Source organism: Stenotrophomonas forensis, assembly GCF_028752115.1.
In the GTDB taxonomy this organism is placed as follows: domain Bacteria; phylum Pseudomonadota; class Gammaproteobacteria; order Xanthomonadales; family Xanthomonadaceae; genus Stenotrophomonas; species Stenotrophomonas forensis.
The window spans coordinates 2750041-2773230 of sequence record NZ_CP082270.1; the positions used below are offsets into that span (position 1 = coordinate 2750041).

Below are 23190 nucleotides of genomic sequence, written 5' to 3' on the forward strand. Positions count from 1 at the left end.
CGGTAGAGCCGGCCGCTGGCCGGCTGCTCCGGATTCCATGATTGCCGGCCAGCGGCCGGCACTACCATCAGATGCCGCTGAACCCCCGGTGCGGTAGAGCCGGCCGCTGGCCGGCTGCTCCGGATTCCATGGTTGCCGGCCAGCGACCGGCACTACCATCAGATGTAACCCACCATCGCCAGTGCGTCCATCACGGGTCACTCGCCGACGATGCGGCCGTCCACCACGCGGGCCACCTGCTGGCCGAACACGGCCACGTCCTGCGGGTCGTGGCTGATCAGCAGCAACGGGATGCCGGTCTTGTCCAGCACCGTTTCCAGTTCCTGGCGCAGGTGCTGGCGCAGGTCGTGGTCCAGCGCGGAAAACGGTTCGTCCAGCAGCAGCGCCTGCGGCTGGGTCACCAGGGCGCGCGCCAGGGCGGTGCGCTGGCGCTGGCCACCGGAAATCTGCGACGGCAGCAGATCGCCCACCGTGTCGATGCGGAACGCGTGCAGCCACTGCTCCACCGGTTCGAAGCGCTGGCTGCTGCGTGGATTCAACCAGCCCCTCTGCAGCCCGAACGCCACGTTCTGGCGCACGCTCAGGTGCGGGAACAGCGCATAGTCCTGGAACACGTAGCCCAGCCGGCGACGCTGCGGCGGCAGGTCCACGCCGGTTGCGGCATCGAACAGGGTCTGTCCCTGCAGGCGCACATGGCCCTGGCCGGGCCGCAGCAGCCCGGCCACCGCCTTCAATGTCAGGCTCTTGCCCGCGCCGGAGGGCCCAAACAGCACCACCTGCCGCTGCGAGCACTGCAGCGACACGTCCAACACGAAATCCTGTCCGGCCGCCTGCAGCCGCCGCTGCACCTGCAGGTCAAGCCACATCACGCAGCTCCCGGCGGCGTCCGCCGACCAGCCGCGCGGCCAGCAGCAGGATCACGATGCACACCACCGAGGTCAGGATCACCAGCGCATTGGCCTTGCCATCCTGCCCGGCCTGTACCGCTTCGTAGATGGCGATCGACAGCGTCTGCGTGCGGCCCGGAATGCTGCCGGCCACCATCAGCGTTGCGCCGAACTCGCCCATCGCGCGCGCGAAGGCCAGCAGCAGGCCGGCAAGAATGCCGCGCCAGGCCAACGGCAGCGTGACCCGGAAGAACACCGCCGCTTCGGACACGCCGAGAGTGCGCGCGGCCTGCTCCAGTTGCCCGTCCACGCCCTCGAACGCCGCGCGTGCCGGCTTGAACACCAGCGGCAGCGAGGCCACCGCCGCCGCGATCACCGCCGCCTGCCAGGTAAACACCAGGTTGATACCGAACCACGATTGCAGCCACGCGCCGATCGGGCCATTGCGTCCGATCAGCACCAGCAGGTAGTAGCCGAGCACCGTCGGTGGCAACACCATCGGCAGGGTCAGCAGTGAATCCAACAGCTCACGGCCCGGAAAGCGCCGACGCGCCAGCAGCGCGCCCAGCGCCACGCCCAGCACCAGGTTGATCGCGGTGGCCCAACCGGCCACCTTCAGCGACAACCCCAGTGCGCTCCAGTCGAGATCCATGCCTCAGGGCTTGCCAAACCCCTGCTTGGCCAGGATCGCCTGGCCCTGCGCCGAGCGCACGAACGCCGTGAAGCGCTTGGCTTCGACCGGCTGCGCGCTGGCCTTGGTCACCGCCAGCGGATAGGCGATGCGCCCCGACACCGGCACCGCGAAGGCCCGGCGCACCCGGTCCGGCATCGCCTGCGCATCGGTGGCGTAGACGAAGCCGGCGTCCACTTCACCACGCGCCACGTAATCCAGCGACTGGCGCACGTTCTGCGTGGTGATGGTCTTGCCCTGCACCGACGGCCACAGCCCAGCCTTCTCCAGCGCGCCCTTGGCATAGCGGCCGACCGGCACACTGTCCGGGTTGCCCAGCGCAATGCGCTGCACGCCGGTACCGGCCAGGTCCTTCAAACTGCGCGGCGCGGCCTTGGCCTGCGGCGGCACCACCACCCACAGCGCATTCACCGCGAACACCTCGCGCGTGCCCGCGGCCAGCAGGTCCTGCTGCTGGGCCTGGTCCATGGTGGTTTCATCGGCGGAGGCGAACACGTCCACCGGCGCGCCGCGGCTGATCTGCTGCAGCAGCACGCCCGAGGCGGCGAAGTTGAAATCGACCTTGGTTCCCGGGTGTGCCTTCTCGTAGGCGGCACCCAGTTCACGGAAGCTCTCGGTCAGGCTCGATGCCGCCGACACCGTCAGGTCGGCCGCCCAGGCCGGCACCGTGGCCAGCAGTCCCAGCAACAACAGTCCCGCTCGTTTCATGGTCGGCTCCCGGCCTGGTTCAGTTCGGATTGGATTCGTCAGCCACCGCCAGCGCCGCCAGGCGCTCGGGCTGCAACAGCAGGATCTCGCGCTGCTTCACCGCGATGATCCCATCATCGCTCAGGCGGCGCAGCACGCGGCTGGCGGTTTCCGGCGCCATCCGCAGGTAGTTGGCGATCTCGGTGCGCGCCATGGTCAGGTTGAAGCGCGTGGCGGAGAATCCGCGCCGTGCATAACGTTCGGACATGTCCAGCAGGAACGCGGCCATGCGCTCCTCGGTGCGGTGGTTGGCCGCCAACGTGGCGACCTTGCCGATCTCCGCACTGAGCAGGCTGAACAGCTTGGCCTGCAGCCCCGGCATGCGCGTGGCCAGCAGGCTCAACTTGGGGAACGAGATGCGGCACAGGTGCACGGTATCCAGCGCGACCGCATTGCAGGGGAAGCGCGAACCATGGATCGCGTTCAGGCCGATCACCTCGCCTGGCAGGCTGAAGCCCAGCACCTGTTCATTGCCCTGGCTGTCATCGACGAAGGTCTTGACCATGCCCGCGCGCACCGCCGCGATCGAGTCGAACGATTCGCCGGCACGGAAGATGTAGTCACCGGCATGGAACGGACCGACATGGTCGACCAGCACATGCAGGTCACCCAGCGCGGTTTTGTCATACCCCTGCGACATGCAGGCATCGGAGAACGCACAGGTGCTGCAGAAATGCAGTGCGTCGCCGTCGTCGGCAGCAGCGGGATTCGGTGTCGCCTGGCGAAGGCGGCCATGCGAGGGCGGATTCGGAGACATCGAGGCAAGACTCAAGCGATGGCGGCCGCCGGCCGGAAGCATGCAGCCATCATACGCCACAGCAGGCGACCTTCTTCGGCCAGGCGCAGCACGCGTGCGTCCCACTGCGCCCAGCCGCGAGCGAGCAGTGGCGACAGGGCCGGCAGCTGTGCGGCGAAGCACTCCTCGAACGGTTCATCGTTGCGCCATTCGAAGGCGGCGGCATCGAGGGCATGGTCGCAGGCAATGCTCTGCGCCACCTCGGCCGCCAGCCGCTCGTCTTCAGACAGGATCAGGCCGGCGGACACGCCGATGTGCCCGGCCTGCAGCCGAGCGCGCCATTGATCCCATTCGTCCTCCAGCCGGTAGAACACCTCGCCGATCTGGCTGCAGGCAGACAGGCCGAGGCCAATGAAATCGCTGCGGTCACGGCGCGGCACGCCGGCCAGGTCGCAGTGGCGCTGGCCATCGCCTGGCCCGTGCGGGTTCGGCAGGTCACCGCGTTGATAGTGATCGCCGCCGATCGCCTCGTAGCCCGCTGCGCGCAGCAGGCGCCAGGCCTGCAGCCAGTTCGCGGCGGACGGATGCTGCGGCAACGCGCACGCTGCCGGCAGCAGCACGCGCTCGGGCGCTTCGGCCAGCACCTCATGCAGGCGTTCGATGAAGCCTGCATCCTCGCAGGCTGGCACCCGCAACTGGTAGTAACGCGCGGTGAAGCCCACCTGCCGCGCCTGCGCCAGCAGGGTCGGCCCCGGCGCGTCAGCCCGGTCGATCACGTTCAGGCGGGTGCACCCTAGCGCACGTAGTTGTGCCGGTGACAACGCGCTGCCTGCATCCAGCCGCACCTCCACCTGGGGTCGTGCCACGGTGCGCAGATGCTGCGGCACCGCGTCCAGCAGCTGGCCCAGCTGCGGCGGTGGCAGCGTTTCGGCCAGCCCCAGCTGCAGGACCATGGCGACCACCTCGCGGTCCTCGGCCAGTGCATCGGCCTGCAACCGCAACGCCTGCAGTAGTGTCTCCAGATAGGCCTGCGGCGATACCTCGCGTCCGCCGCGGCCGGCCTGGAAACCCAGGGTCAGGCCGCGCGGGATCAGGTGCTCGTTGCTGGCGCGCACCGCGGCGCGCCATCCACTTTCGCCGAAGCCGGTGCTGAACTGGTCAGCCGGCGGGAACAGCACATGCCGGGGTTGCCGCAGCAATGCCGCCTGCAGCGCGGTGTCCTCACTCTGATCAACGTGGAAGCTCATGGCAGACATCTTCGGGCGTCCCTCCTCGCGTTGCCCTGATTGAAATCAAGCGCGACGCATCCGCGGATTCATGCCGGCCAGCGGCCGGCACTACCCCTTCACACACACGGTCGTGCCGGCCGTTGGCCGGCAAAACCCTTCACCTGCCGCGCGCACGATCGGCCGCGGCGGCATCGATGGCTTCAGGCAGATCGGTCTCGCGGTCGATCTGCGGGAAGTGGCGGCGCTCCATGCGGCGGATGGCGAAATGCATCCAGGCCAGTGCAGCGGCCACCAGCACGAACAGCAGCATGAAGCAGCTGCTCCAGATGCCCAGCGCATCGTTCAGCGCACCGAACACGATCGGCAGGATGAAGCCGCCGAGGCCGCCGATCATGCCGACCACGCCACCGACCGCGCCGACGCGATCCGGGTAGTACACCGGGATGTGCTTGTAGACCGCGGCCTTGCCCAGCGACATGAAGAAGCCCAGCACGAACACCAGCACGGTGAACAGCACCACGCCGATGGCCAGGTGGAAGTGGATCGGGCCGTGAATGCCCTTCACCACGTACTCGGTGTCCGGGTAGGCCAGCAGGAAGGTGCAGATGGCCGAGACACCGAAGGTCCAGTACATCACCCGGCGCGCGCCCATCCTGTCCGACATCCAGCCACCGACCACGCGGAACAGGCTGGCCGGGATCGAATAGCACGCCGCCAGCATGCCGGCGGTGCCCACGTCCATGCCATAGGCGCCCACCAGGTAGTGCGGCAGCCACAATGCCAGCGCCACGAAGCCGCCGAACACGAAGAAGTAGTACAGCGAGAACCGCCACACCTGCAGGTTCTTCAGCGGTGCCATCTGCTCGGCGAACGGCACCGGCTTCACGCCTTCGCGGCGGCGCTGTTCCAGCGACGGATCTTCCTTGCTGAAGAGGAAGAACAACACGGCGGTGACGGCCAGCGCCACTGCCCAGACCTTGGCCACCATGGTCCAGCCGGCGGCCACCATCACCAGCGGCGCCAGCAGCTTGGTCACCGCCGAACCGATGTTGCCAGCACCGAAGATGCCCAGCGCGGTGCCCTGTTTGCTGGCCGGGAAAAACTTCGACACGTAGGCCACGCCGACCGAGAAGTTGCCACCGGCGATGCCCACGCACAGCGCAGCGAACAGGAACTGGGTGTAGGTCTGCGCATAGGTCAGCATCCAGGTGGCCACGGCGCCACACAGCATCACCAGCACCATCACCTTGCGGCCACCGAACTGGTCGGACCAGATGCCAAGGAACACGCGGCTGACCGAACCGGTCAGCACCGGGGTGGCGATCAGCAGGCCGAACTCGGTGTCGTTCAGCCCGAGCTGCTGGCTGATCTGGATGCCGATGATCGAGAAGATCATCCACACGGCGAAACACACGGTAAAAGCGAAAGTGCTCAGCCACAGCGCACGCTGCTGCTGCCCGGCACTGGCGGGGGCAAGAGCCTGGTTCATGGAGTCTCCTCGTTCACGATGGGTCAGCCGATATCCGCTTCAGCTTCGATCTCTTCCAGCCCGCGCACCGGATAGCGTTCCTGCAGCTGCAGCAGGTAGGCCTGCACTTCGCGCTGCCGCACCTGCAGTTCCAGGTAGTCACGCAGCTGCGGCAGCACCGCTTCGAATGGCTGCGGCTGGCCTTCCTCGCGGGCGTCGATGCAGACCACGTGGTAGCCCCAGCGCGATTCCACCGGGAAGCCGGCCAGGCCTTCGCGCAGGCGGAACACCTGGCGATCGAACTCCGGCGTGGTCTGGCCCCGCTGCAGCCAGCCGAGGTCACCGCCCTCGCTGCTGGAGGGGCAGCGCGAATGGCGCAGGGCGAAATCGGCGAACAGGTGCGGCGATTCCTTCAGCAGCCCCACCAGCCGCTCACCCTCGGTGCGTGCGGCAAACCGCCCGGCCACGTCATCGGCCGCTGCCGCCAGCAGGATATGGCGCAGGCGCACGCGATCGGGCGAGCGGAAGCGCTCCGGGTTCTGCTCGAAATAGCGGCGGCAGTCCTCGTCGGTGGGTACACGGTCCTCGATCGCATCTTCCAGCAGTTGCTGGATCAGCACTTCTTCATCGCTGACCCGCCCACCCTCGGGCGCCTGCAGCCCCAGCCGCTGCGCCTCCAGGCGCAACAGCTCGCGCACCACCAGTGCACGCGCTGCCTCGGCGCGTGACTGTTCCGGGCGCATCGCCCGATGGTGCTGCATCTCGCGGGCGATCTCGGCCTCGCTGATGGCAATGTCGTCCACGAACAGCCGGCACGGTGCCGGCTGCCCGAGCGAACGCGGCCCCTGCTCCGCCGCATCGTGGTGGTGCGAATGCGCCTCGGCAGGTACCGGTGCGGCGGAGTCGATCACAGTGATCGGCAGGAATTTCGGCAGGCTGCCCATGGCTTACTCCCGCGGCCCGTAGCGCAGCGTGGCCTGGCGCCGGCGCACCACCTGGTAGGGCCGCCACAGGTAGCTGATCGGGATGCTCCACACGTGCACCAGGCGGGTGAACGGCGCGATCAGGAACAGGGTCAGGCCCAGGAAGATGTGCATCTTGTAGACCCAGCTGACGCCTTCAATGTAGTCGGCGGCACCGGCACGGAAGGTCACGATGTGCTGGGCCCATTCGGCCAGCTGCACCATCACCCCGCCGTCCAGGTGGCCGGCCGAAATGCGGATGCTGTACAGGCCCAGGCACAGCTGGGCGAACAGCAGCACCAGCACCAGGGTGTCGCCGAAACTGCCGGTGGCACGCACGCGCGCATTGAACAGGCGGCGTACCAGCAGGATGCTGATGCCGATGAAGCACAGCGCGCCGAATACACCGCCGACCACCATCGCCAGCATCTGCTTCTGCGAGGAGGTGATGAAGTGCTCGTACACCGCATGCGGGGTCAGCAGGCCGACCAGATGCCCACCAAGGATGGCCAGGATGCCGATGTGGAAGCAGTTGCTGCCGATCCGCATGCCCTTGTCCGACAGCATCTGGCTGGAGCCGGTGCGCCAGGTGTACATGGCCTTGTCATAACGGGCCCAGCTGCCGATCAGCAGCACCGCCACGGCGATGTACGGGTAGTACTGGAAGGCGAATTGATGCAGGGAGTAACTCATGGCTGGACCTCTCGATGCGAAGGACGGGCCGGCGAACGCACGGGCGGCTTGCAGTCTTCGGCAGGGGCTTCGGCGCCGAAGCGCACCGCCTCTTCCTCCCACAAGCGGTCCATGGCCTCGGCGGTATCGTCGCGGACTTCTTCACTGGCACGCTGGCGCAGCGCCTGCAGATCGGCCTTGCCGTCGCCGGCTTCGACCAGGATCTCGAACAGCACCCGATGCGGCAGCTCGCGCTCGGCGGCGCGCGCAGCCAGCATGCCGGCGATGTGGCCGATGTGGTGCAGCCACTCACGGGCCTCGCTGCCGGGCCGATGGGCCAGGAACTCCAGCAGCAGCGGCAGGTAGTCCGGCAGCTCGCGAGCATCCAGCTCGAAGCCATTGCGGCGGTACGTCTCGACCAGGTCGACCATGGCCTGGCCGCGATCACGCGATTCGCCATGGATGTGTTCGAACAGCAGCAGGCTCATCGAACGACCACGGTCGAAACTGGCCAGCCAGGCGGCCTGCGCATCCAGCGCATCGGTGCCCAGCAGCTGCTGCACGAAGCTTCGCAGCTGCTGGCGGCGGGCGGCGCTCAGCGCCGGGTCGTCGCAGGCGGCGAGCAGTTCCTCGCCGTGCTGCCACAGTTCCTCACGGGGGTAGTCCAGCAGCACCCCGACCAGCTTGAGCACGCTCATCACACCACCTCCTTGCGACGGTGGTTGGGCCCCTTGTCCACCACGAACGTGCTGGTGCTGCGCTGGCCGAACAGGTCGGCCGGGCTGTCACCGTTGCAGCCGTTGCCGAAGGTGAAGCCACAGCCGCCGCGTTCGCCGAAGGCATCGTTGGCATATTCGCGGTGGCCGGTCGGAATCACGAAACGGTCCTCGTAGTTGGCGATGGCCAGGTAGCGGTACATCTCTTCCACCTGGGCAATGCTCAACCCGGTCTGCTCCAGCACCGCGGTGTCTTCCACGCCGTCCACGTTCTTGGCCCGGCGCCAGGCACGCATCGCCATCAGCCGCTCCAGCGCGCGCACAACCGGTGCCTCGTCACCGGCTGTCAGCAGGTTGGCCAGGTAGCGCATCGGGATGCGCAGCGAGGCCACGTCCGGCAGTTCGCCGCTCATGCCCACCCGGCCACGCTCGGCCGCCGACTGGATCGGCGACAGCGGCGGCACGTACCAGACCATCGGCAGCGTGCGGTATTCCGGGTGCAGCGGCAGCGCCAGCTTCCAGTCGATGGCCAGCTTGTAGACCGGCGACTGCTTGGCCGCGTCCAGCCAGCTGTCCGGAATGCCTTCCTTGCGCGCGGCAGCGATCACCGCCGGGTCGTTCGGGTCCAGGAAGATGTCCAGGTGCGCCTGGTACAGGTCCTTCTCGGCGGCCACCGAGGCGGCCTCGGCAATGCGGTCGGCGTCGTACAGCATCACGCCCAGGTAGCGGATGCGGCCCACGCAGGTCTCCGAGCACACGGTCGGCTCGCCCATCTCGATGCGCGGGTAGCAGAAGATGCACTTCTCCGACTTGCCGCTCTTCCAGTTGTAATAGATCTTCTTGTACGGACAGGCCGACACGCACATGCGCCAGCCACGGCACTTGTCCTGGTCGATCAGCACGATGCCGTCTTCCTCGCGCTTGTAGATCGCGCCCGACGGGCACGCCGATACGCACGCCGGGTTCAGGCAGTGCTCGCACAGGCGTGGCAGGTACATCATGAAGGTCTTCTCGAAGGCGCCGTAGATCTCCTTCTGCACCTGGTCGAAGTTGTAGTCACGCGAGCGCTTGCTGAACTCCGAGCCCAGGATCTCCTCCCAGTTCGGGCCCCACTCGATCTTCTGCATGCGCTCGCCGCTGATCAGCGAGCGTGGCCGCGCGGTGGGCTGGTGCTGGCTGTCCTTGGCGGTGTGCAGGTTCTGGTAGTCGAAGTCGAACGGCTCGTAGTAGTCGTCGATCTGCGGCAGGTCCGGGTTGGCGAAGATCTTGGCCAGCATCCGCCAGCGGCCACCGGCACGCGGCACCAGCTTGCCGGCGCGGGTGCGCACCCAGCCGCCATTCCACTTGTCCTGGTTCTCCCATTCCTTCGGGTAGCCGATGCCCGGCTTGGTTTCCACGTTGTTGAACCAGGCGTACTCGACGCCCTCGCGCGAGGTCCAGACGTTCTTGCAGGTGATCGAGCAGGTATGGCAGCCGATGCACTTGTCCAGGTTCAGCACCATCGCGATCTGTGCACGGACCTTCATCACACCACCTCCTTCGCAGCCGCAGGAACAGCCTCACCATCCAGCCAGTCGACCTTGTCCATCTTGCGTACGATCACGAACTCGTCGCGGTTGGTACCGCAGGTGCCGTAGTAGTTGAAGCCATAGGCCAGCTGCGCGTAGCCACCAATCATGTGGGTCGGCTTGAGCACGATGCGGGTCACCGAGTTGTGGATGCCGCCGCGGGTACCGGAAATCTCCGAGCCCGGCACATTGATGATGCGTTCCTGGGCGTGGTACATCATCGCCATGCCCGGCATCACGCGCTGGCTGACCACCGCACGCGCGGCGATCGCGCCGTTGACGTTGAACAGTTCGATCCAGTCGTTGTCGACGATGCCGCCGCTGCGCGCGTCATCCTCGCTCAACCACACGATCGGGCCACCGCGCGACAGCGTCTGCATGATCAGGTTGTCGCTGTAGGTGCTGTGGATGCCCCACTTCTGGTGCGGGGTGATCCAGTTCAGCACGATCTCCTTGTTGCCGTTCGGGCGCTGGTTCAACAGCGGCTCCACCGTGCGCGTGTTGACCGGCGGCCGGTAGCCCATGAAGGCCTCGCCGAAGTCGATCATCCACTCGTGGTCCTGGTAGAACTGCTGGCGGCCGGTCACCGTGCGCCACGGAATCAATTCGTGCACGTTGGTATAGCCGGCGTTGTAGCTGACGTTGTCGTCTTCCAGCCCCGACCAGATCGGCGAAGAGATGATCTTGCGCGGCTGCGCCTGGATGTCACGGAAGCGGATCGCCTCGTGCTCCTTGCCCACCGCCAGGTGGGTATGCTCACGGCCGGTGAAGGTACCCAATGACTCCCAGGCCTTCACTGCCACGTGGCCATTGGTTTCCGGCGCCAGGTGCAGGATCACTTCGGCCGCGTCGATCGCGGTCGAGATGGCCGGGCGGCCGTGGCTGACGCCCTCGTCGTGCACGGTGTGGTTGAGCTTGCCGAGGAATTCGACCTCGTGCCTGGTGTCCCAGCTCATGCCCTTGCCGCCGTTGCCCAGCTTGTCCAGCAGCGGGCCCAGCGAGGTGAACTTGCGGTACAGGTTCGGGTAGTCGCGCTCCACCACCGTCATCGACGGCATGGTCTGGCCCGGGATGGCCTCGCACTCGCCCTTCTTCCAGTCGGCCACGCCGAACGGCATGCCCAGTTCGTTGGGCGTGTCATGCAGGGTCGGCACCAGCACCAGGTCCTTTTCCACGCCCAGCACACCCGGCGCCATCTCGCTCACGGTGCGGGCGACCTCCTTGAAGATCTCCCAGTCACTGCGCGATTCCCACGCCGGATCCACCGCCTTGGACAGCGGATGGATGAACGGGTGCATGTCCGAGGTATTGAGATCGTCCTTCTCGTACCAGGTTGCGGTCGGCAGCACGATGTCCGAGTACAGCGCGGTGGTGCACATGCGGAAGTCGAGCGTGACCAGCAGGTCCAGCTTGCCTTCCGGTGCCTCGTCACGCCACTTCACCTCCTCCGGCTTGATCGCGCCCATCTCGCCCAGGTCCTTGCCCTGCAGGCCATGGCGCGTGCCGAGCAGATGCCGCAGCATGTACTCGTGGCCCTTGCCCGACGAACCGAGCAGGTTCGAGCGCCAGATGAACATCATGCGCGGGTGGTTCTGCTGCGCATCCGGGTCGGCGAAGGCGAAGTCCAGCGAACCATCCTTGAACTTGCCCAGCGCGTAGTCGGCCGGGGCAATGCCGGCCGCTTCAGCCTCCCGCACCAGCTGCAGCGGATTGCGGTCCAGCTGCGGCGCACACGGCAACCAGCCCATGCGCACGGCGCGCAGGTTCAGATCGGCCAGGCTGCCGCTGTACTTGCTGGCATCGGCCAGAGGCGAGAGCAGCTCGTCCACCTGCAGCTTCTCGTAACGCCACTGCCCGGTGTTGAAATAGAAGAACGATGTGCCGTTCATGTGCCGCGGCGGGCGGCTCCAGTCCAGGCCGAACGCCAGCGGTTGCCAGCCGGTCTGCGGGCGCAGCTTTTCCTGGCCCACGTAATGCGCCCAGCCGCCACCGGTCTGGCCCACGCAACCGCACATGATCAGCATGTTGATCAGGCCGCGGTAGTTCATGTCGTTGTGGAACCAGTGGTTCATGCCCGCGCCGACGATGATCATCGAGCGGCCATGGGTCTTGTCGGCGGTACGCGCGAATTCGCGGGCGATCTCGATCACTTCCGCACGCGACACGCCGGTGATGCGCTCCTGCCAGGCCGGGGTACCCGGCACCATGTCGTCGAAACTGCGCGCCACGTTGCCGCCGCCGAAGCCACGGTCCACGCCGTACTGGGCCAGCAGCAGGTCGTAGACCGTGGCCACCAGGGTGTCGCCGCCGTCGGCCAGGGCCAGTCGACGCACCGGGATGTTGCGGTCAAGCACGTCATCGGCCGGTGCTGCGGTCCAGCCGTCGGTCTCGATGCCGCCGAAGTACGGGAAGCTGACCGCCTCGATGCCGTCGTGGGTTTCAGACAGGCTCAGCTGCAGGCGCGTATCGGCGCCGTTGCTGGCCTTCTCTTCGATGTTCCACTTGCCCTTCTCGCCCCAGCGGAAGCCGATCGAGCCGTTCGGCACCACGATCTGGCCGCTGGTCTGGTCATAGGCCAGGGTCTTCCAGTCGGGGTTGTTGGCTTCGCCGAGCCCGCCCAGTTCACTGGCGCGCAGGAAGCGGCCCGGGACCAGCCGGCCATCGTCGCGACGTTCCAGGCGCACCAGCATCGGCATGTCCGAGTACTGGCGGCAGTAGTCCTGGAAGTACTGCGAAGGCGAATCGACATGGAACTCGCGCAGGATCACGTGGCCGAACGCAAAGGCCAGCGCCGCGTCGGTGCCCTGCTTGGGGTGCAGCCAGTGGTCGGTCAGCTTGGCCAGCTCGGAATAGTCCGGGCAGATCGCCACCGTCTTGGTGCCGTTGTAGCGCGCCTCGGTGAAGAAATGCGCGTCGGGCGTGCGCGTCTGCGGCACGTTCGAGCCCCAGGCGATGATGTAACGGCTGTTGTACCAGTCCGCCGATTCGGGCACGTCGGTCTGCTCGCCCCAGATCTGCGGCGAGGCCGGCGGCAGATCGCAGTACCAGTCGTAGAAAGACAGGCAGGCGCCGCCCAGCAGCGACAGGTAACGCGCGCCCGCCGCGTAGGACACCATCGACATCGCCGGAATCGGCGAGAAGCCGACCACGCGGTCCGGGCCGTACTGCTTCACCGTGTACAGGTTGGAGGCCGCAATGATCTCGTTGGCCTCTTCCCACTGCAGCCGTACGAAGCCACCCATGCCGCGGCGGCTCTTGTACGAACGCGCCTTCTCCTTGTCCTCGACAATGCTGGCCCAGGCATCGACCGGGGCCTTGCTCCTGCGCGCTTCGCGCCACAGGCGCAGCAGCGTGCCGCGGATCAGCGGGTACTTCAACCGGTTGGCGCTGTACAGGTACCAGGAATAGCTGGCGCCACGCGGGCAGCCACGCGGTTCATGGTTGGGCAGGTCCGGGCGGGTGCGCGGGTAGTCGGTCTGCTGGGTTTCCCAGGTGACCAGGCCGTTCTTGACGTAGATCTTCCAGCTGCACGAGCCGGTGCAGTTGACGCCGTGGGTGGAGCGCACGACCTTGTCGTACTGCCAGCGGGCGCGGTAACTGTTTTCCCAGTCGCGGCCCTCGCTCTTGGCAAATCCATGGCCATCGGCAAAAGACTGGGGGTCACGCTTGAAGAACTGCAAGCGATCAAGGAAATAACTCATCGGGGGTCTCCCTTTGCGGACATCTGCAACGTGGCTGTGGTGTTCATTGGCTGCGGTGCGTTTTCAAGTTGTCAGCAGGGTGTCTCGGCACCGCGCCGGTAGTACCACCACCAGGTCACGGCCAGGCAGGTGATGTAGAAAACAACGAATCCGTACAGCGCCATGTCGGGGCTGCCGGTCAAGGTGATGGACGAGCCGTAGCTCTTGGGGATGAAGAAGCCGCCATAGGCGCCGATCGCACCGGAGAAGCCGACCACCGCGGCCGACTCGATGCTGGCCTGGTGCGCGGCCGCCGCCTTGCCTTCGGCGGTGTCGTTGGCCGACCAGCGCTCGTGCAGGGTGCGGAAGATCACCGGGATCATGCGGAAGGTGGTGCCGTTGCCGATGCCACTGAGCACGAACAGCGCCATGAAGCTGAGCAGGAAGCCATGGAAGTTGCCGCCCTGGCCGTGGCTGGGCAGGAAGTGCAGCACCCCGAACACGGCAGCGATCATCAGCGCGAACACCCAGAAGGTCAGGCGCGCGCCGCCCCAGCGGTCGGCCAGGCTGCCGCCCACCGAGCGCATCAACGCGCCCAGCAGCGGGCCGATGAAGGCGTAGGCCAGCGGATTCACGTCCGGGAACTGGCTCTTCACCAGCATCGGGAAGCCGGCCGAGAAGCCGATGTAGGAACCGAAGGTGCCGATGTACAGCCAGCACATCAGCCAGTTGTGCTTGCGGCGGAAGATCACCGCCTGCTCGGAGAACGACGAGCGCGCACTGGTCAGGTCGTTCATTCCGAACCAGGCCGCAACCGCACAGATCGCGATCGCCGGCACCCAGATGAAACCTGCGTTCTGCACGAACAGCGACGCCCCGCCCTCCACCGTGGGCTGCGGCGCACCACCCAGCGCACCGAACACGCCCACGGTGATCACCAGCGGAATCACCGCCTGCGCCACCGACACACCCACATTGCCCAGGCCGGCATTCAGGCCCAGCGCCAGGCCCTGCTTCTGCTTGGGGTAGAAGAAGGAGATGTTGGACATCGACGACGAGAAGTTCGCACCGCCAAATCCGCACAGGATGGCGATGACCACGAACACCCAGTACGGCGTGGCCGGGTCCTGCACCGCAAAGCCCAGCCAGATCGTCGGCGCCAGCAGCGAGGCGGTGGACAGCGCCGTCCAGCGGCGGCCACCGAAGATCGGAATCACGAACGAATAGAAGATGCGCAGGGTCGCGCCGGACAGGCTGGGCAGTGCCACCAGCCAGAACAGCTGGTCAGTGCTGAAATTGAAGCCGATCTTCGGCAGGCTGATCGACACCGCCGAGAACAGCACCCAGACCGAAAAGGCCAGCAGCAGCGAGGGAATCGAGATGACCAGGTTGCGGGTGGCGACCCGCTTGCCGGTGCGCTCCCAGTAGCCGGGGTCTTCCGGCGTCCAGTCGCTGATGACGCGACCCGGACGGGAGGTGCTGCGGACAACAGGATCGCTACCGACGGTCATACATGGCTCCAAGGCTGTGGAATGACGTGGGTACTGCGTTTCAAGTTGTGACCCGTCGTCATGCAGCCATTAGGCCGTGCAGCACGGACGACGGGGTTGATCTGGATCAATCAGGAACGGGTTTCCACCCTGCCCCTGACAAATGTCAAACCGATGAAGCGGTGCTGCGGCGGGTTACCCCGCGCTGGCGCACGCTGTCGCGTACATCCACATCGAACTGCAGCTGAAGCTGGCCGCCCTCGTCCAGGGCGATGTCGAACGGCAGGCCATCCCGGCACGGCAGGCGTGCTGCCAGTGCCTCTACCGCATCGCGCGGCAGCACCAGGCGGCAGAAGGTGCCGCCGTCCAGCATCACAGGCTGCTCGCCAGCATGCAGCGAGACCGCCATGCCCCAGCCTTCGATGCCGCCAAAGCGGGTCATGTTCTCGACCGATTCACCGGCCAGCAGGCGCGCAAGCTCGGCCTCGTCCAGGCGAAGCCGTACCGACTGGTCCTGCAACTGCACTTTCATGACGCAACATCCTCCCATTGTTCGGGGGTATTGCAGTTGACCAGTCCGGCCTCGTCAACCGGGGCCAGGGCGACGGTGTTCACGCCCAGGCCGCGCTGCAGCGCCTGCAGCGAGCGCGGGCCGTCGGGGTCATCCAGCATCGATGCCAGCGCGGCCCGGCAAGCATCGTCCATATTCAGCAACATGGGCAGGGGGTGGCCCGTAAAGATCGTGCACGGACTGCGATGGCCGTCACGTAATTGCTGTAACAAACGCGGGGGCAGCAGCGGCGTATCCACCGGCACCACCCAGGCCGGGCCATCGGGCATGTGCGTGGCCACGCTGTAGAGCCCGCCCAGGGGGCCACAGCGCGCCACCTGGTCGGGGATGCCGCCGAAAGCCGGATAGTCGCCGCTTACCCAGACCCGCTTGGCGCCAGCCTGCAACAACAGGCCGCGCATGTGCTCCAGCAGCGTGCGCCCCTGCCACGGCAGCAACGCCTTGTCGCGACCCATGCGGCTGGACAGCCCGCCGGCCAGCACGATGCCGTCAATGCTGGTGGTCGTGCGCGTGGTCATGGGCGTGTGCGGGCTCGCTGTCCGCATGGCAGAGGCTGCACCCTTCGCTCCACTCGCTGTCGCCGTCCTCGTAATGCTCCTGCTTCCAGATCGGGCACTGGTGCTTGACCGCTTCGATCAGCTGCCGGCAGGCACGGAACGCTTCGTCACGGTGCGGGCTGCCGGCAGCCACCACCACCGCCACATCGCCGATACCCAGGCGCCCCTTGGCGTGCGCCACGTACAGTTTCAGTTTCGGCCCGAACGCAGCCTCCACGTCCGCGGCCAGGCGCTTGAACTCGTTCAGCACCAGCGGCTCGAACAGGTCATAGGTGATGCCGGTCACCGGCCGGCCGATATTGACGTCACGCACCTTGCCGATGAACACATCGATGCCGCCGAAACCCGGATCGGACACCGCGGCGATGCCTTCAGCCGGATTGATCGCCGCCTGCGCGCGGTCCACCACCTTCGCGATGATCTTCTCGCTCATGGCTCAGCCCCCGCTTACCGGCGGCAGGATCGCCACCCGGCCATCGTCGGGCAGCGCCTCGTGGTCGCGCAGCACGCGTTGCTGGTCGGCGAATGCCGAGTAGTCCAGCAGGCCGGCGCGGAAGCCCGGCCAGCGCACCGGCAGCAGCTCGCGCAGCGCCTGGCGCAGGTCGGCCACGGTGCCACCGGCCACGTTCACCGCGATCTCGCGGCTGGCATCCAGATCGGAAAAGGCACCGAACAACTGCAGATTCACCTGTTTCATCATCACTCCTGACTCACCAGCTGCACCGGTTCGTGGTGACCCCAGCCCTGCACGCGCACGTAGGTGCCTGCATTGGCCAGGTCTCCCTCGGCCTCCAGCACCACCCAGGCGTTGGCCTGCAGCATGGACATCAAACGGAACGACTCCTGCCCGGACAGCACGCGCGCACTCAGGCGCCCCTGCGCGTCCACTTCCACCCGCGCACGCGCGTGGAAGCGCAGGCCCGGCGGCTTGCGTACGTCGGCCTGCAGCGGCAGCTGCAACACGGTTTCCGGCGCCAGCCCCAGCAGGCGGCGCAGCACCGGCTCCACGAAGAAGCGCTGGCCGACGGCGGCCGAGACCGGGTTGCCCGGCAGGCCGAAATACAGGGCACCATTGGGCAGCACCGCGAACAGCAGCGGCTTGCCCGGGCGGATCGCCACCTTGTGGAACACGATGCGCGCACCGCGGCCACGCAGCGCATCGGGAACGAAATCGTAGCGGCCGGCCGACACCGCGCCGGTACTGATCAGCAGCTGTGCACCCGCAGCCAGCGCTTGATCCAGCACCGCGTTGAACGCGGCCACGTCGTCGCCCACCGTGCCCTGCCAGACCACCTCGGCGCCGGCCGCCTGCAGGCGGCCCACCAGATACGGCCGGTTGCTGTCACGGATCTGGCCCGATTCCAGCGCCTGCGCGGCCTCGGTCACCAGCTCCTTGCCGGTGGCGATCACAGCGGCCTTCGGTCGTGCCATCACCGCCACCTCACCCACGCCGATGGCGTGCAGCAGGGTGCGGGCGTTGATATCCAGCACCTGCCCGGCCTGCAGCACGCGCTCGCCGTCGCTCACGTCCTGCCCGCGCAGGCGCACGTGCTGGCCCGGCTTGGCCGGCGCCTTGAGGGCAATGCGGGTCGGGCGGCCGTCCTCGCTGGCGAGGATGTCCACGTTCTCGACCGGCACCACGGTGTCCAGTCCGGACGGCATGCGTGCACCGGTCATGATTTCCCAGGCGCCCTCGCCGCCCTCGGCACCGGCATCGCCTGCGGCCTGCCAGCCCTGCACGGCGAATTCGCGACCGGCGTCGAACGTCGCGCCGTTGGCGCGCAGCGCGAAACCGTCCATCGCAGAATTGTCGAACGGCGGCAGCGACTGCTCACTGATGACGTCACTGGCCAGAGTGCGGCCGCCGGCCTCATGCAGTGGCAGGCGCTCAGCCGGCAACGGCGTGGCTGCGTCCAGCAGGTGCTGCAGGGCTTCGCTATAGGCAATCATCAGTGGCCACCACCGTCGACCATCGCCAGCGCGTGGCCCAGCACCGGCGCCAGGATGTCCAGGCACTGTGCCGCCGCCTTCGGGCTGCCCGGCAGCGCGAACACCAGCATGGCGCCCAGCTGCACTACTTCGGCACGGCTCAGCCACGCCATCGGTGTGTGCTGCGCGCTCAGCGCCCGCACCATCTGTGCCAGGCCGTGCACCGGCCGCGCATTCAAGGAGCGCAGCGCCTCCGGGGTCAGGTCACGTGGGCCCAGCCCGGTACCGCCGGTACACAGGCACAGGCGCACGCCGTCGGCGGCCAATGCCTGCAGGCGCCCGGCCAGCGGCTCGATGCCATCGGGCAGCACCTCGGCGGCCACAACCTCACCGCCCAGCTTTTTCACACCGGTCACCAGGGTCGGGCCAGAGATATCTTCATAGGTGCCCTCGCTGGCGCGGTCGCTCAGCGTGATCACCGCGCAGGCCGCGCCCTCCAGACCCTTCGGTGCACGCGGCTTGAAGCGCGCGCGCTCGGCCTCGTCCATGCCATCGGGATGCAGCCACACACCGCGCTTGCCGCCTTCCTTGAACAGCAGGCGGATGCCTTCTATGCGCAGCGCCGGTTCCACCGGCTTGCTCAGGTCGTACAGGGTCAGCAGCGCCGCATTGACGCCGGCCAGTGCCTCCATCTCCACGCCGGTGCGCGCCTCGCTGGCGCACTCGCACCACACGCGGATCGCCTGCCGTTCCGGTACCGGCGCGCAGAACACCTGCACCAGCTCCAGCGGCAACGGGTGGCACAGCGGCATCAGCATCGAGGCCATCTTGGCGCCCTGCAGGCCGGCAATCTCGGCCATCACCAGCGCATCGCCCTTGGGCAGGCGGCGCTCGACAATCAGCGGATACGCTACCGGGCCGGCATGCAGCTCGCCCACCGCCACCGCACGGCGGCGGGTGATGCGCTTGTCGCGGACATCGGCCATATGGAAGGCCGCATTCAATTCCCCACTCATCGTGTTGCTCATCCTCCGATCGAGGCCAGGTGCGGGGTGAGCCCGGTCTGGCCCTGGTGCAGGCCATGCCCGGCCGCTTTCAGGCCAAGCTGGGTGGTGATGCGCGCCAGCAGCGCGTCATGGTCATCGTCGCTCTGCAGCAGCGGCCGCAGCGGCACGCCGAACTCGCCGAACAGGCACAGCCGCAGGTCGCCCTTGGCGGTCACCCGCAGGCGGTTGCAGCCCTTGCAGAAGTCACGCGAATACGGGGCGATGATGCCGATGCTGCCGCGATGGTCGGGGTGCCCGAACTCGCGCGCCGGACCGGCATCGGCGGCCCGCGGGCGCTCGTGCCAGCCAGCGGCCAGCAGCTGCTCGATCACCACGTCGGCACGCAGGTGGTGGCGCTGGAAATAGGCTTCGTTGTCGCCGGTGCGCATCAGTTCGATGAAGCGCACGCTGAAGGGACGGTCGCGCAGGTAGTCCATCCACTGCGGCAGCTCGTCGTCGTTCAGGCCGCGAAGCAGCACCGCATTGAGCTTGATCGCCGGCAGGCCCAGTGCCTGCGCCAGGGCCAGGCCCTGCTCGATCTCCGGCAGGCGATCGTGCCCGGTAATGGCCTTGAAGCGCTCGCGCTGCAGGCTGTCCATGCTTACGTTCAGCGCGGTCAGCCCCGCCCGGTGCCAGCCGGGCAGGCGCCGCGGCAGCAGCGTGCCGTTGGTGGTGATGGCCACCTTGCGGATGCCCGGCACCGCCGCCACGGTGGCGATGATCTCGTCCAGGTCCTTGCGCAGGCTGGGTTCGCCGCCGGTCAGGCGGATCTTGCTCATGCCCAGCGCGGCGAACGCGCGCACCAGCCGCGCGATTTCATCCACCTGCAGGAAGCGCGGGCGGCCATCGGCCTGGTAGCCATCGGGCAGGCAGTAACTGCAACGGAAGTTGCAGGCTTCGGTCAACGACAGGCGCAGGTACGGAAAGCTGCGTCCGAAACCGTCGGTGAGTTGGCTCATGGCTGGTCCACCTTGTTGCTCCACCGTCTTGCCTGTGCCCGGAACGGCCCGGAAACCCTCGTCTGCTGGAACGATTGCCAGAGTACGCGGCCATCAGTTCCATGGGCATGACTTAAATCAATCGTCTTCGGCCCCACACGGCAGGCGTTGTGGCAGCATGCGGCTTTCCGTGCAGCGGGCGTGTGACAACCCTCATGATGATGAACGATTTCCAGCAGCTGCTGCACGCCGCAGGCCAGCAGGCTGAACCGCAACGCTTGCTGTTCGTATTCGTGCGCGCCGAGCTGCCCGAATCGCCCACCGACGACCAGCGCGACCGGCATGACCGCCGCGAGGGCGGCACCCTGTCGCCGGTGCTGTGCGTGGACAAGCTGCCCGCCGAAGTGCCCAGCTTCCAGGCGCTGGCGGCTGAATCGACCACCACCGGCATCGACTGGGACCTGGTGTTCGTGGCCGCGCTGGACGGCCGCGCCGGGTTCGCCCCCAACAGTGATGAGGCCGCGCGCCCGCTGAAACTGATGGTCAATGCCATCCATGACGGTCAGATCGGCCGCTTCGCCGCCTTCGACCGGGGCGGCGAGCCTGTTCAGTTCTATTGACCCACCAACTGCAGCGTCAGGAAGAAGATCACCAGCACGGTGTTCAGGCCCCAGGCCACGGTCAACCCGCGTGCGGCCACGCCCAGGTTGGGATTGTGTGCGCTGGGCGCCGCCCGCCAGACCGCAGGGATGATCCAGCCGGTGTAGAGCAGCAGGGCGGCAAACACCCCCAGCAGCAGCGGCGTGCGCCCGTTGGCCAGGGCCCAGAGCGCCACGGCCCACAGAATGTTGCTGGGAATGACGCCCTGCAGCCAGAACACGCTCCAGAGGCGGGAACGGCCCGGGGTGTCGGGCGCCGGGTGCAGGGAAGCGGTGGCGGTCATAAGTCTCCTTCTGGTTAGGAAACGTGCTCGGGCAGCCTGCGCCTGGTGAATGGGAACGTCAAGATGGGGGCGGAAGGGAGGCGGCAGGCATGGCCCAGCGGCGCCGGAGAGCACTGCCCTGCGCAACGCCGCCCCTCGTGCTAGCGTCGCAAAGGCAGCGTACTTTCGAAACCGGATACGCCGATCAACACCCGCGCTCATCTCTATCACCCAGGAAGGAACTTCGCGTGTCAACCGCCAGAACGGCCGTCTTCGCCCTCTGCTTCTCCGCCTGCCTGCCAGCCCACGCCGCGCAGAATGCAGCCGCCGACATCAAGGCCATCGAACAGGTCGTCGAATCGTTCCGCACCTCGCTGATCAACAAGGACAAGCCGACCTACATGGGCCTGTTCTTCTCGGACAAGGCGGAAGACATCGGCTGGCAGTACGTTTCAGAGGATGTGCGCCTGCAGGACATCCGCAAGGCCAAGCCCGATGCGATCAAGGCGCGGAAGATTCCCGCCAATAATTTCATCGCGCTGATCGATGGAGTCGTGGCGTCGCCGAAGCCGAGGGAGGAAAAATTCTCCAACACGAAGATCGAGACCGATGGCGACGTGGCTTCGGTGTCGTTTGACTACAGCTTCCACGACGATGGGGTGAAGACCAACTGGGGCAAGGAGATGTGGCAGCTGATCCGCACCGAACAGGGCTGGAAGATCTTCTCGGTGGTCTATTCGATCCGCGATTCACGCAGCCCGGCGGAGTGAATCGCCGGCGGCCGCGCACGGCTATTCCTGCGTAGCTAGGTGACTCGGCCCTTCGCAGTACTACGCCGGTTGAGCGCAATGCTAACGAGGGTCCGACGCTTTCCCGACGCCCGTCTGCACATCCTGTCGCGAGGTCAATTCATGGCAGGACCGGCATGCAGCCACCTCACCCCAGGGACAGCGGCAAGTACCCGCATGGCAAGACCGGCCTTCGCCGCATCTTCCACACGCTGATCCATTCACGCGACGGCTTCATCGCCACCTTCCGGGGCGAAGCGGCCTTCCGGCAGCTGTTGCTGCTGCACGCACTTCTGATGGTCGCGGCGTTCGTGCTGGACATCAGCACGATCGAACGGGCCGTGGTGCTGGCCGTCTGCTTCATCAGCCTGCTGGTGGAGCTGCTCAACTCGGCCATCGAAGCAGTGGTCGACCGCATCTCGCTTGACCACCACCCGCTGTCCAAGAACGCCAAGGACATGGGCAGCGCCGCCCAGACCACCGCGCTGCTGATGGTCGGCACGGTGTGGGGCGTGATCCTGCTGGGCTAGGTCACGCCTGACCCGCCGGGCATGACCCGGCGCGCCCCTGGGCGGATGTCTTACTGCGTGGCCAGGGCAAAATCCAGGCCCGCACACACCGCCGCCACCTGCGCGTCGTTGCATTCCTGCGGGTTGGTGCGCGGGCTGTCCGGGTAGACCTCGGTGGTGGTGGCAAAGCGCGCGTCGGTGAAGCCGGCGCAAGCGCCGATCGAACGCGATTCACCCCAGACCACGCCCGGCGACTGCAACGGCAGGCCGACCAGATTGCCCTCGGCATCGGCCGGGGCGATGTGGGTGACCGGCGCAACCGCGGCGATCAGCGCCTTCTGGAATTCGGCCTGCGGATCTTCGCTGTTGCCGATCACGTAGAAGCCGTCCGGAATGGTGTCGCGCTCGAACGGCTTGCCGTCGCGGGCGCAACGGGCCGGATCGAACTCCTGCAGGTCGCTGTCGGTGGTCTCGTGCAGGTCCAGGTGCACCAAAAGGTTCGGCTTGCGCTCGGCCACCCAGCGCATCAGTGCGGCGGCTTCCTCGATCTGGCCGCCGTCACGGAAGCTGCGGTTCGGGTCGATGGCATCCGGGTTCCAGCGCTGGATGCGCTCGTAGCCCCACGGGCTGACGCACGGCGCCACGATCAGGTTCAGCCGGCCCAGGTAACGCTCGGCCTGCTGCTCCAGGAACTGCAGGGCGCCATGCACGCCGCTGGTCTCGTAGCCATGCACGCCGCCGGTGATCAGCGCGGTCGGCAGTGCCGGGTTCCAGTCGTGGTTGACCACCGCGAACAGCGGATAGTGGTCCGGGGCGTAGTCCAGCTGGCCGTACTGGATCACATCGAAGACGCTGTCATCCAGCCGCTCAAGGGCGGCCACCACGTCGTCGTGGTAGCTGCGCTGGCGCTGCTGGCGGGCCCGCCACTGTGCGCGTTCGGCGTCGCCCCAGGGCTGTCCGGGGGTGCCGATCGGATAGAACTGCGCAACAGTCATTGGGGAACTCCAGGGTCGAACGGGTGGGTGCAGCCGGTCATTCTAAGCCTTGTCGCGCCTGCGGGTCCCCTCCCCCTGCCCCGCCTTCA

General features: G+C 67.0%; 24 protein-coding genes. 3 read left to right on the forward strand and 21 right to left on the reverse strand.

Annotated features, from left to right (window positions below):
* Window positions 1-197: 197 nt before the first annotated feature.
* The 19 genes from K5L94_RS12850 to moaA form a co-directional block, all read right to left on the reverse strand.
* On the reverse strand, window positions 198-866 hold the full coding sequence (locus K5L94_RS12850) for a sulfate/molybdate ABC transporter ATP-binding protein (RefSeq protein ID WP_274510610.1): 669 nt from the start codon (window positions 864-866) through the stop codon (window positions 198-200).
* Window positions 856-1539: a molybdate ABC transporter permease subunit gene (modB, locus tag K5L94_RS12855; protein WP_006449309.1), complete on the reverse strand. Its 684-nt coding sequence runs from the start codon at window positions 1537-1539 to the stop codon at window positions 856-858. The genes K5L94_RS12850 and modB overlap by 11 nt, the downstream gene beginning before the upstream one ends.
* A gap of 3 nt (window positions 1540-1542) precedes the next feature.
* On the reverse strand, window positions 1543-2286 hold the full coding sequence (gene modA / locus K5L94_RS12860; RefSeq protein WP_274510611.1) for a molybdate ABC transporter substrate-binding protein: 744 nt from the start codon (window positions 2284-2286) through the stop codon (window positions 1543-1545).
* 19 nt (window positions 2287-2305) lie between these two features.
* A complete protein-coding gene (locus K5L94_RS12865; protein WP_274510612.1) occupies window positions 2306-3082 on the reverse strand; it encodes a helix-turn-helix domain-containing protein in 777 nt (258 codons plus the stop codon).
* 11 nt (window positions 3083-3093) lie between these two features.
* A complete protein-coding gene (locus K5L94_RS12870; protein ID WP_274510613.1) occupies window positions 3094-4308 on the reverse strand; it encodes an oxygen-independent coproporphyrinogen III oxidase in 1215 nt (404 codons plus the stop codon).
* A 139-nt stretch (window positions 4309-4447) separates the two neighbouring features.
* Window positions 4448-5779 (reverse strand): MFS transporter, encoded by a 1332-nt coding sequence (locus tag K5L94_RS12875; protein WP_053509926.1) that lies wholly within the window; start codon window positions 5777-5779, stop codon window positions 4448-4450.
* A gap of 23 nt (window positions 5780-5802) precedes the next feature.
* Complete coding sequence (locus tag K5L94_RS12880) at window positions 5803-6702, reverse strand: peptidylprolyl isomerase (protein WP_274510614.1); 900 nt, start codon at window positions 6700-6702, stop codon at window positions 5803-5805.
* Between the two features lie 3 nt (window positions 6703-6705).
* Window positions 6706-7413 (reverse strand): respiratory nitrate reductase subunit gamma, encoded by a 708-nt coding sequence (gene narI / locus K5L94_RS12885; RefSeq protein ID WP_006449390.1) that lies wholly within the window; start codon window positions 7411-7413, stop codon window positions 6706-6708.
* On the reverse strand, window positions 7410-8090 hold the full coding sequence (gene narJ, locus K5L94_RS12890) for a nitrate reductase molybdenum cofactor assembly chaperone (RefSeq protein WP_049457435.1): 681 nt from the start codon (window positions 8088-8090) through the stop codon (window positions 7410-7412). The genes narI and narJ overlap by 4 nt, the downstream gene beginning before the upstream one ends.
* Window positions 8090-9634 carry a nitrate reductase subunit beta gene (gene narH / locus K5L94_RS12895; protein ID WP_008268109.1) on the reverse strand — a complete coding sequence of 515 codons (1545 nt, stop codon included), beginning with the start codon at window positions 9632-9634 and terminating at the stop codon, window positions 8090-8092. The genes narJ and narH overlap by 1 nt, the downstream gene beginning before the upstream one ends.
* Window positions 9634-13377, reverse strand: a complete 3744-nt coding sequence (locus K5L94_RS12900; RefSeq protein ID WP_274510615.1) for a nitrate reductase subunit alpha — start codon at window positions 13375-13377, stop codon at window positions 9634-9636. The genes narH and K5L94_RS12900 overlap by 1 nt, the downstream gene beginning before the upstream one ends.
* Before the next feature lie 71 nt (window positions 13378-13448).
* Complete coding sequence (locus K5L94_RS12905) at window positions 13449-14867, reverse strand: NarK family nitrate/nitrite MFS transporter (protein WP_053449943.1); 1419 nt, start codon at window positions 14865-14867, stop codon at window positions 13449-13451.
* A gap of 145 nt (window positions 14868-15012) precedes the next feature.
* A complete protein-coding gene (locus tag K5L94_RS12910) occupies window positions 15013-15378 on the reverse strand; it encodes a DUF7009 family protein (RefSeq protein ID WP_274510616.1) in 366 nt (121 codons plus the stop codon).
* Window positions 15375-15935, reverse strand: coding sequence for a molybdenum cofactor guanylyltransferase (mobA, locus tag K5L94_RS12915; protein WP_053449945.1), 561 nt, complete (start codon window positions 15933-15935; stop codon window positions 15375-15377). The genes K5L94_RS12910 and mobA overlap by 4 nt, the downstream gene beginning before the upstream one ends.
* The gene (locus K5L94_RS12920) at window positions 15907-16407 is read right to left on the reverse strand and encodes a molybdenum cofactor biosynthesis protein MoaE (RefSeq protein WP_274510617.1); all 501 of its coding nucleotides are present in this window, start codon (window positions 16405-16407) and stop codon (window positions 15907-15909) included. Before K5L94_RS12920 ends, mobA begins: the two co-directional genes overlap by 29 nt.
* 3 nt (window positions 16408-16410) lie before the next feature.
* Window positions 16411-16671, reverse strand: a complete 261-nt coding sequence (locus K5L94_RS12925) for a MoaD/ThiS family protein (RefSeq protein WP_053449947.1) — start codon at window positions 16669-16671, stop codon at window positions 16411-16413.
* A 2-nt stretch (window positions 16672-16673) separates the two neighbouring features.
* Window positions 16674-17924, reverse strand: coding sequence for a molybdopterin molybdotransferase MoeA (locus K5L94_RS12930; protein ID WP_274510618.1), 1251 nt, complete (start codon window positions 17922-17924; stop codon window positions 16674-16676).
* A complete protein-coding gene (gene moaCB / locus K5L94_RS12935) occupies window positions 17924-18919 on the reverse strand; it encodes a bifunctional molybdenum cofactor biosynthesis protein MoaC/MoaB (RefSeq protein WP_274510619.1) in 996 nt (331 codons plus the stop codon). Before moaCB ends, K5L94_RS12930 begins: the two co-directional genes overlap by 1 nt.
* Before the next feature lie 8 nt (window positions 18920-18927).
* Window positions 18928-19908, reverse strand: coding sequence for a GTP 3',8-cyclase MoaA (gene moaA / locus K5L94_RS12940; protein WP_053449949.1), 981 nt, complete (start codon window positions 19906-19908; stop codon window positions 18928-18930).
* A gap of 194 nt (window positions 19909-20102) precedes the next feature.
* On the opposite strand from moaA, the gene K5L94_RS12945 reads away from it, so the two are divergent.
* Complete coding sequence (locus K5L94_RS12945; RefSeq protein ID WP_053449950.1) at window positions 20103-20507, forward strand: hypothetical protein; 405 nt, start codon at window positions 20103-20105, stop codon at window positions 20505-20507.
* On the opposite strand, the gene K5L94_RS12950 is transcribed toward K5L94_RS12945, so the two are convergent.
* Window positions 20501-20830, reverse strand: a complete 330-nt coding sequence (locus K5L94_RS12950) for a hypothetical protein (RefSeq protein WP_008264732.1) — start codon at window positions 20828-20830, stop codon at window positions 20501-20503. The two genes, K5L94_RS12945 and K5L94_RS12950, sit on opposite strands and share 7 nt — an antisense overlap.
* Before the next feature lie 227 nt (window positions 20831-21057).
* Here K5L94_RS12950 and K5L94_RS12955 point away from each other — a divergent pair, with 227 nt between their 5' ends.
* Window positions 21058-21579 (forward strand): nuclear transport factor 2 family protein, encoded by a 522-nt coding sequence (locus K5L94_RS12955; RefSeq protein ID WP_053449951.1) that lies wholly within the window; start codon window positions 21058-21060, stop codon window positions 21577-21579.
* Window positions 21580-21734: 155 nt separating this feature from the next.
* The gene (locus tag K5L94_RS12960; RefSeq protein WP_008265627.1) at window positions 21735-22127 is read left to right on the forward strand and encodes a diacylglycerol kinase; all 393 of its coding nucleotides are present in this window, start codon (window positions 21735-21737) and stop codon (window positions 22125-22127) included.
* A gap of 50 nt (window positions 22128-22177) precedes the next feature.
* Here K5L94_RS12960 and K5L94_RS12965 read toward each other — a convergent pair whose 3' ends face one another.
* Window positions 22178-23101: a M14 family metallopeptidase gene (locus K5L94_RS12965; protein WP_053449952.1), complete on the reverse strand. Its 924-nt coding sequence runs from the start codon at window positions 23099-23101 to the stop codon at window positions 22178-22180.
* Window positions 23102-23190: the final 89 nt, after the last annotated feature.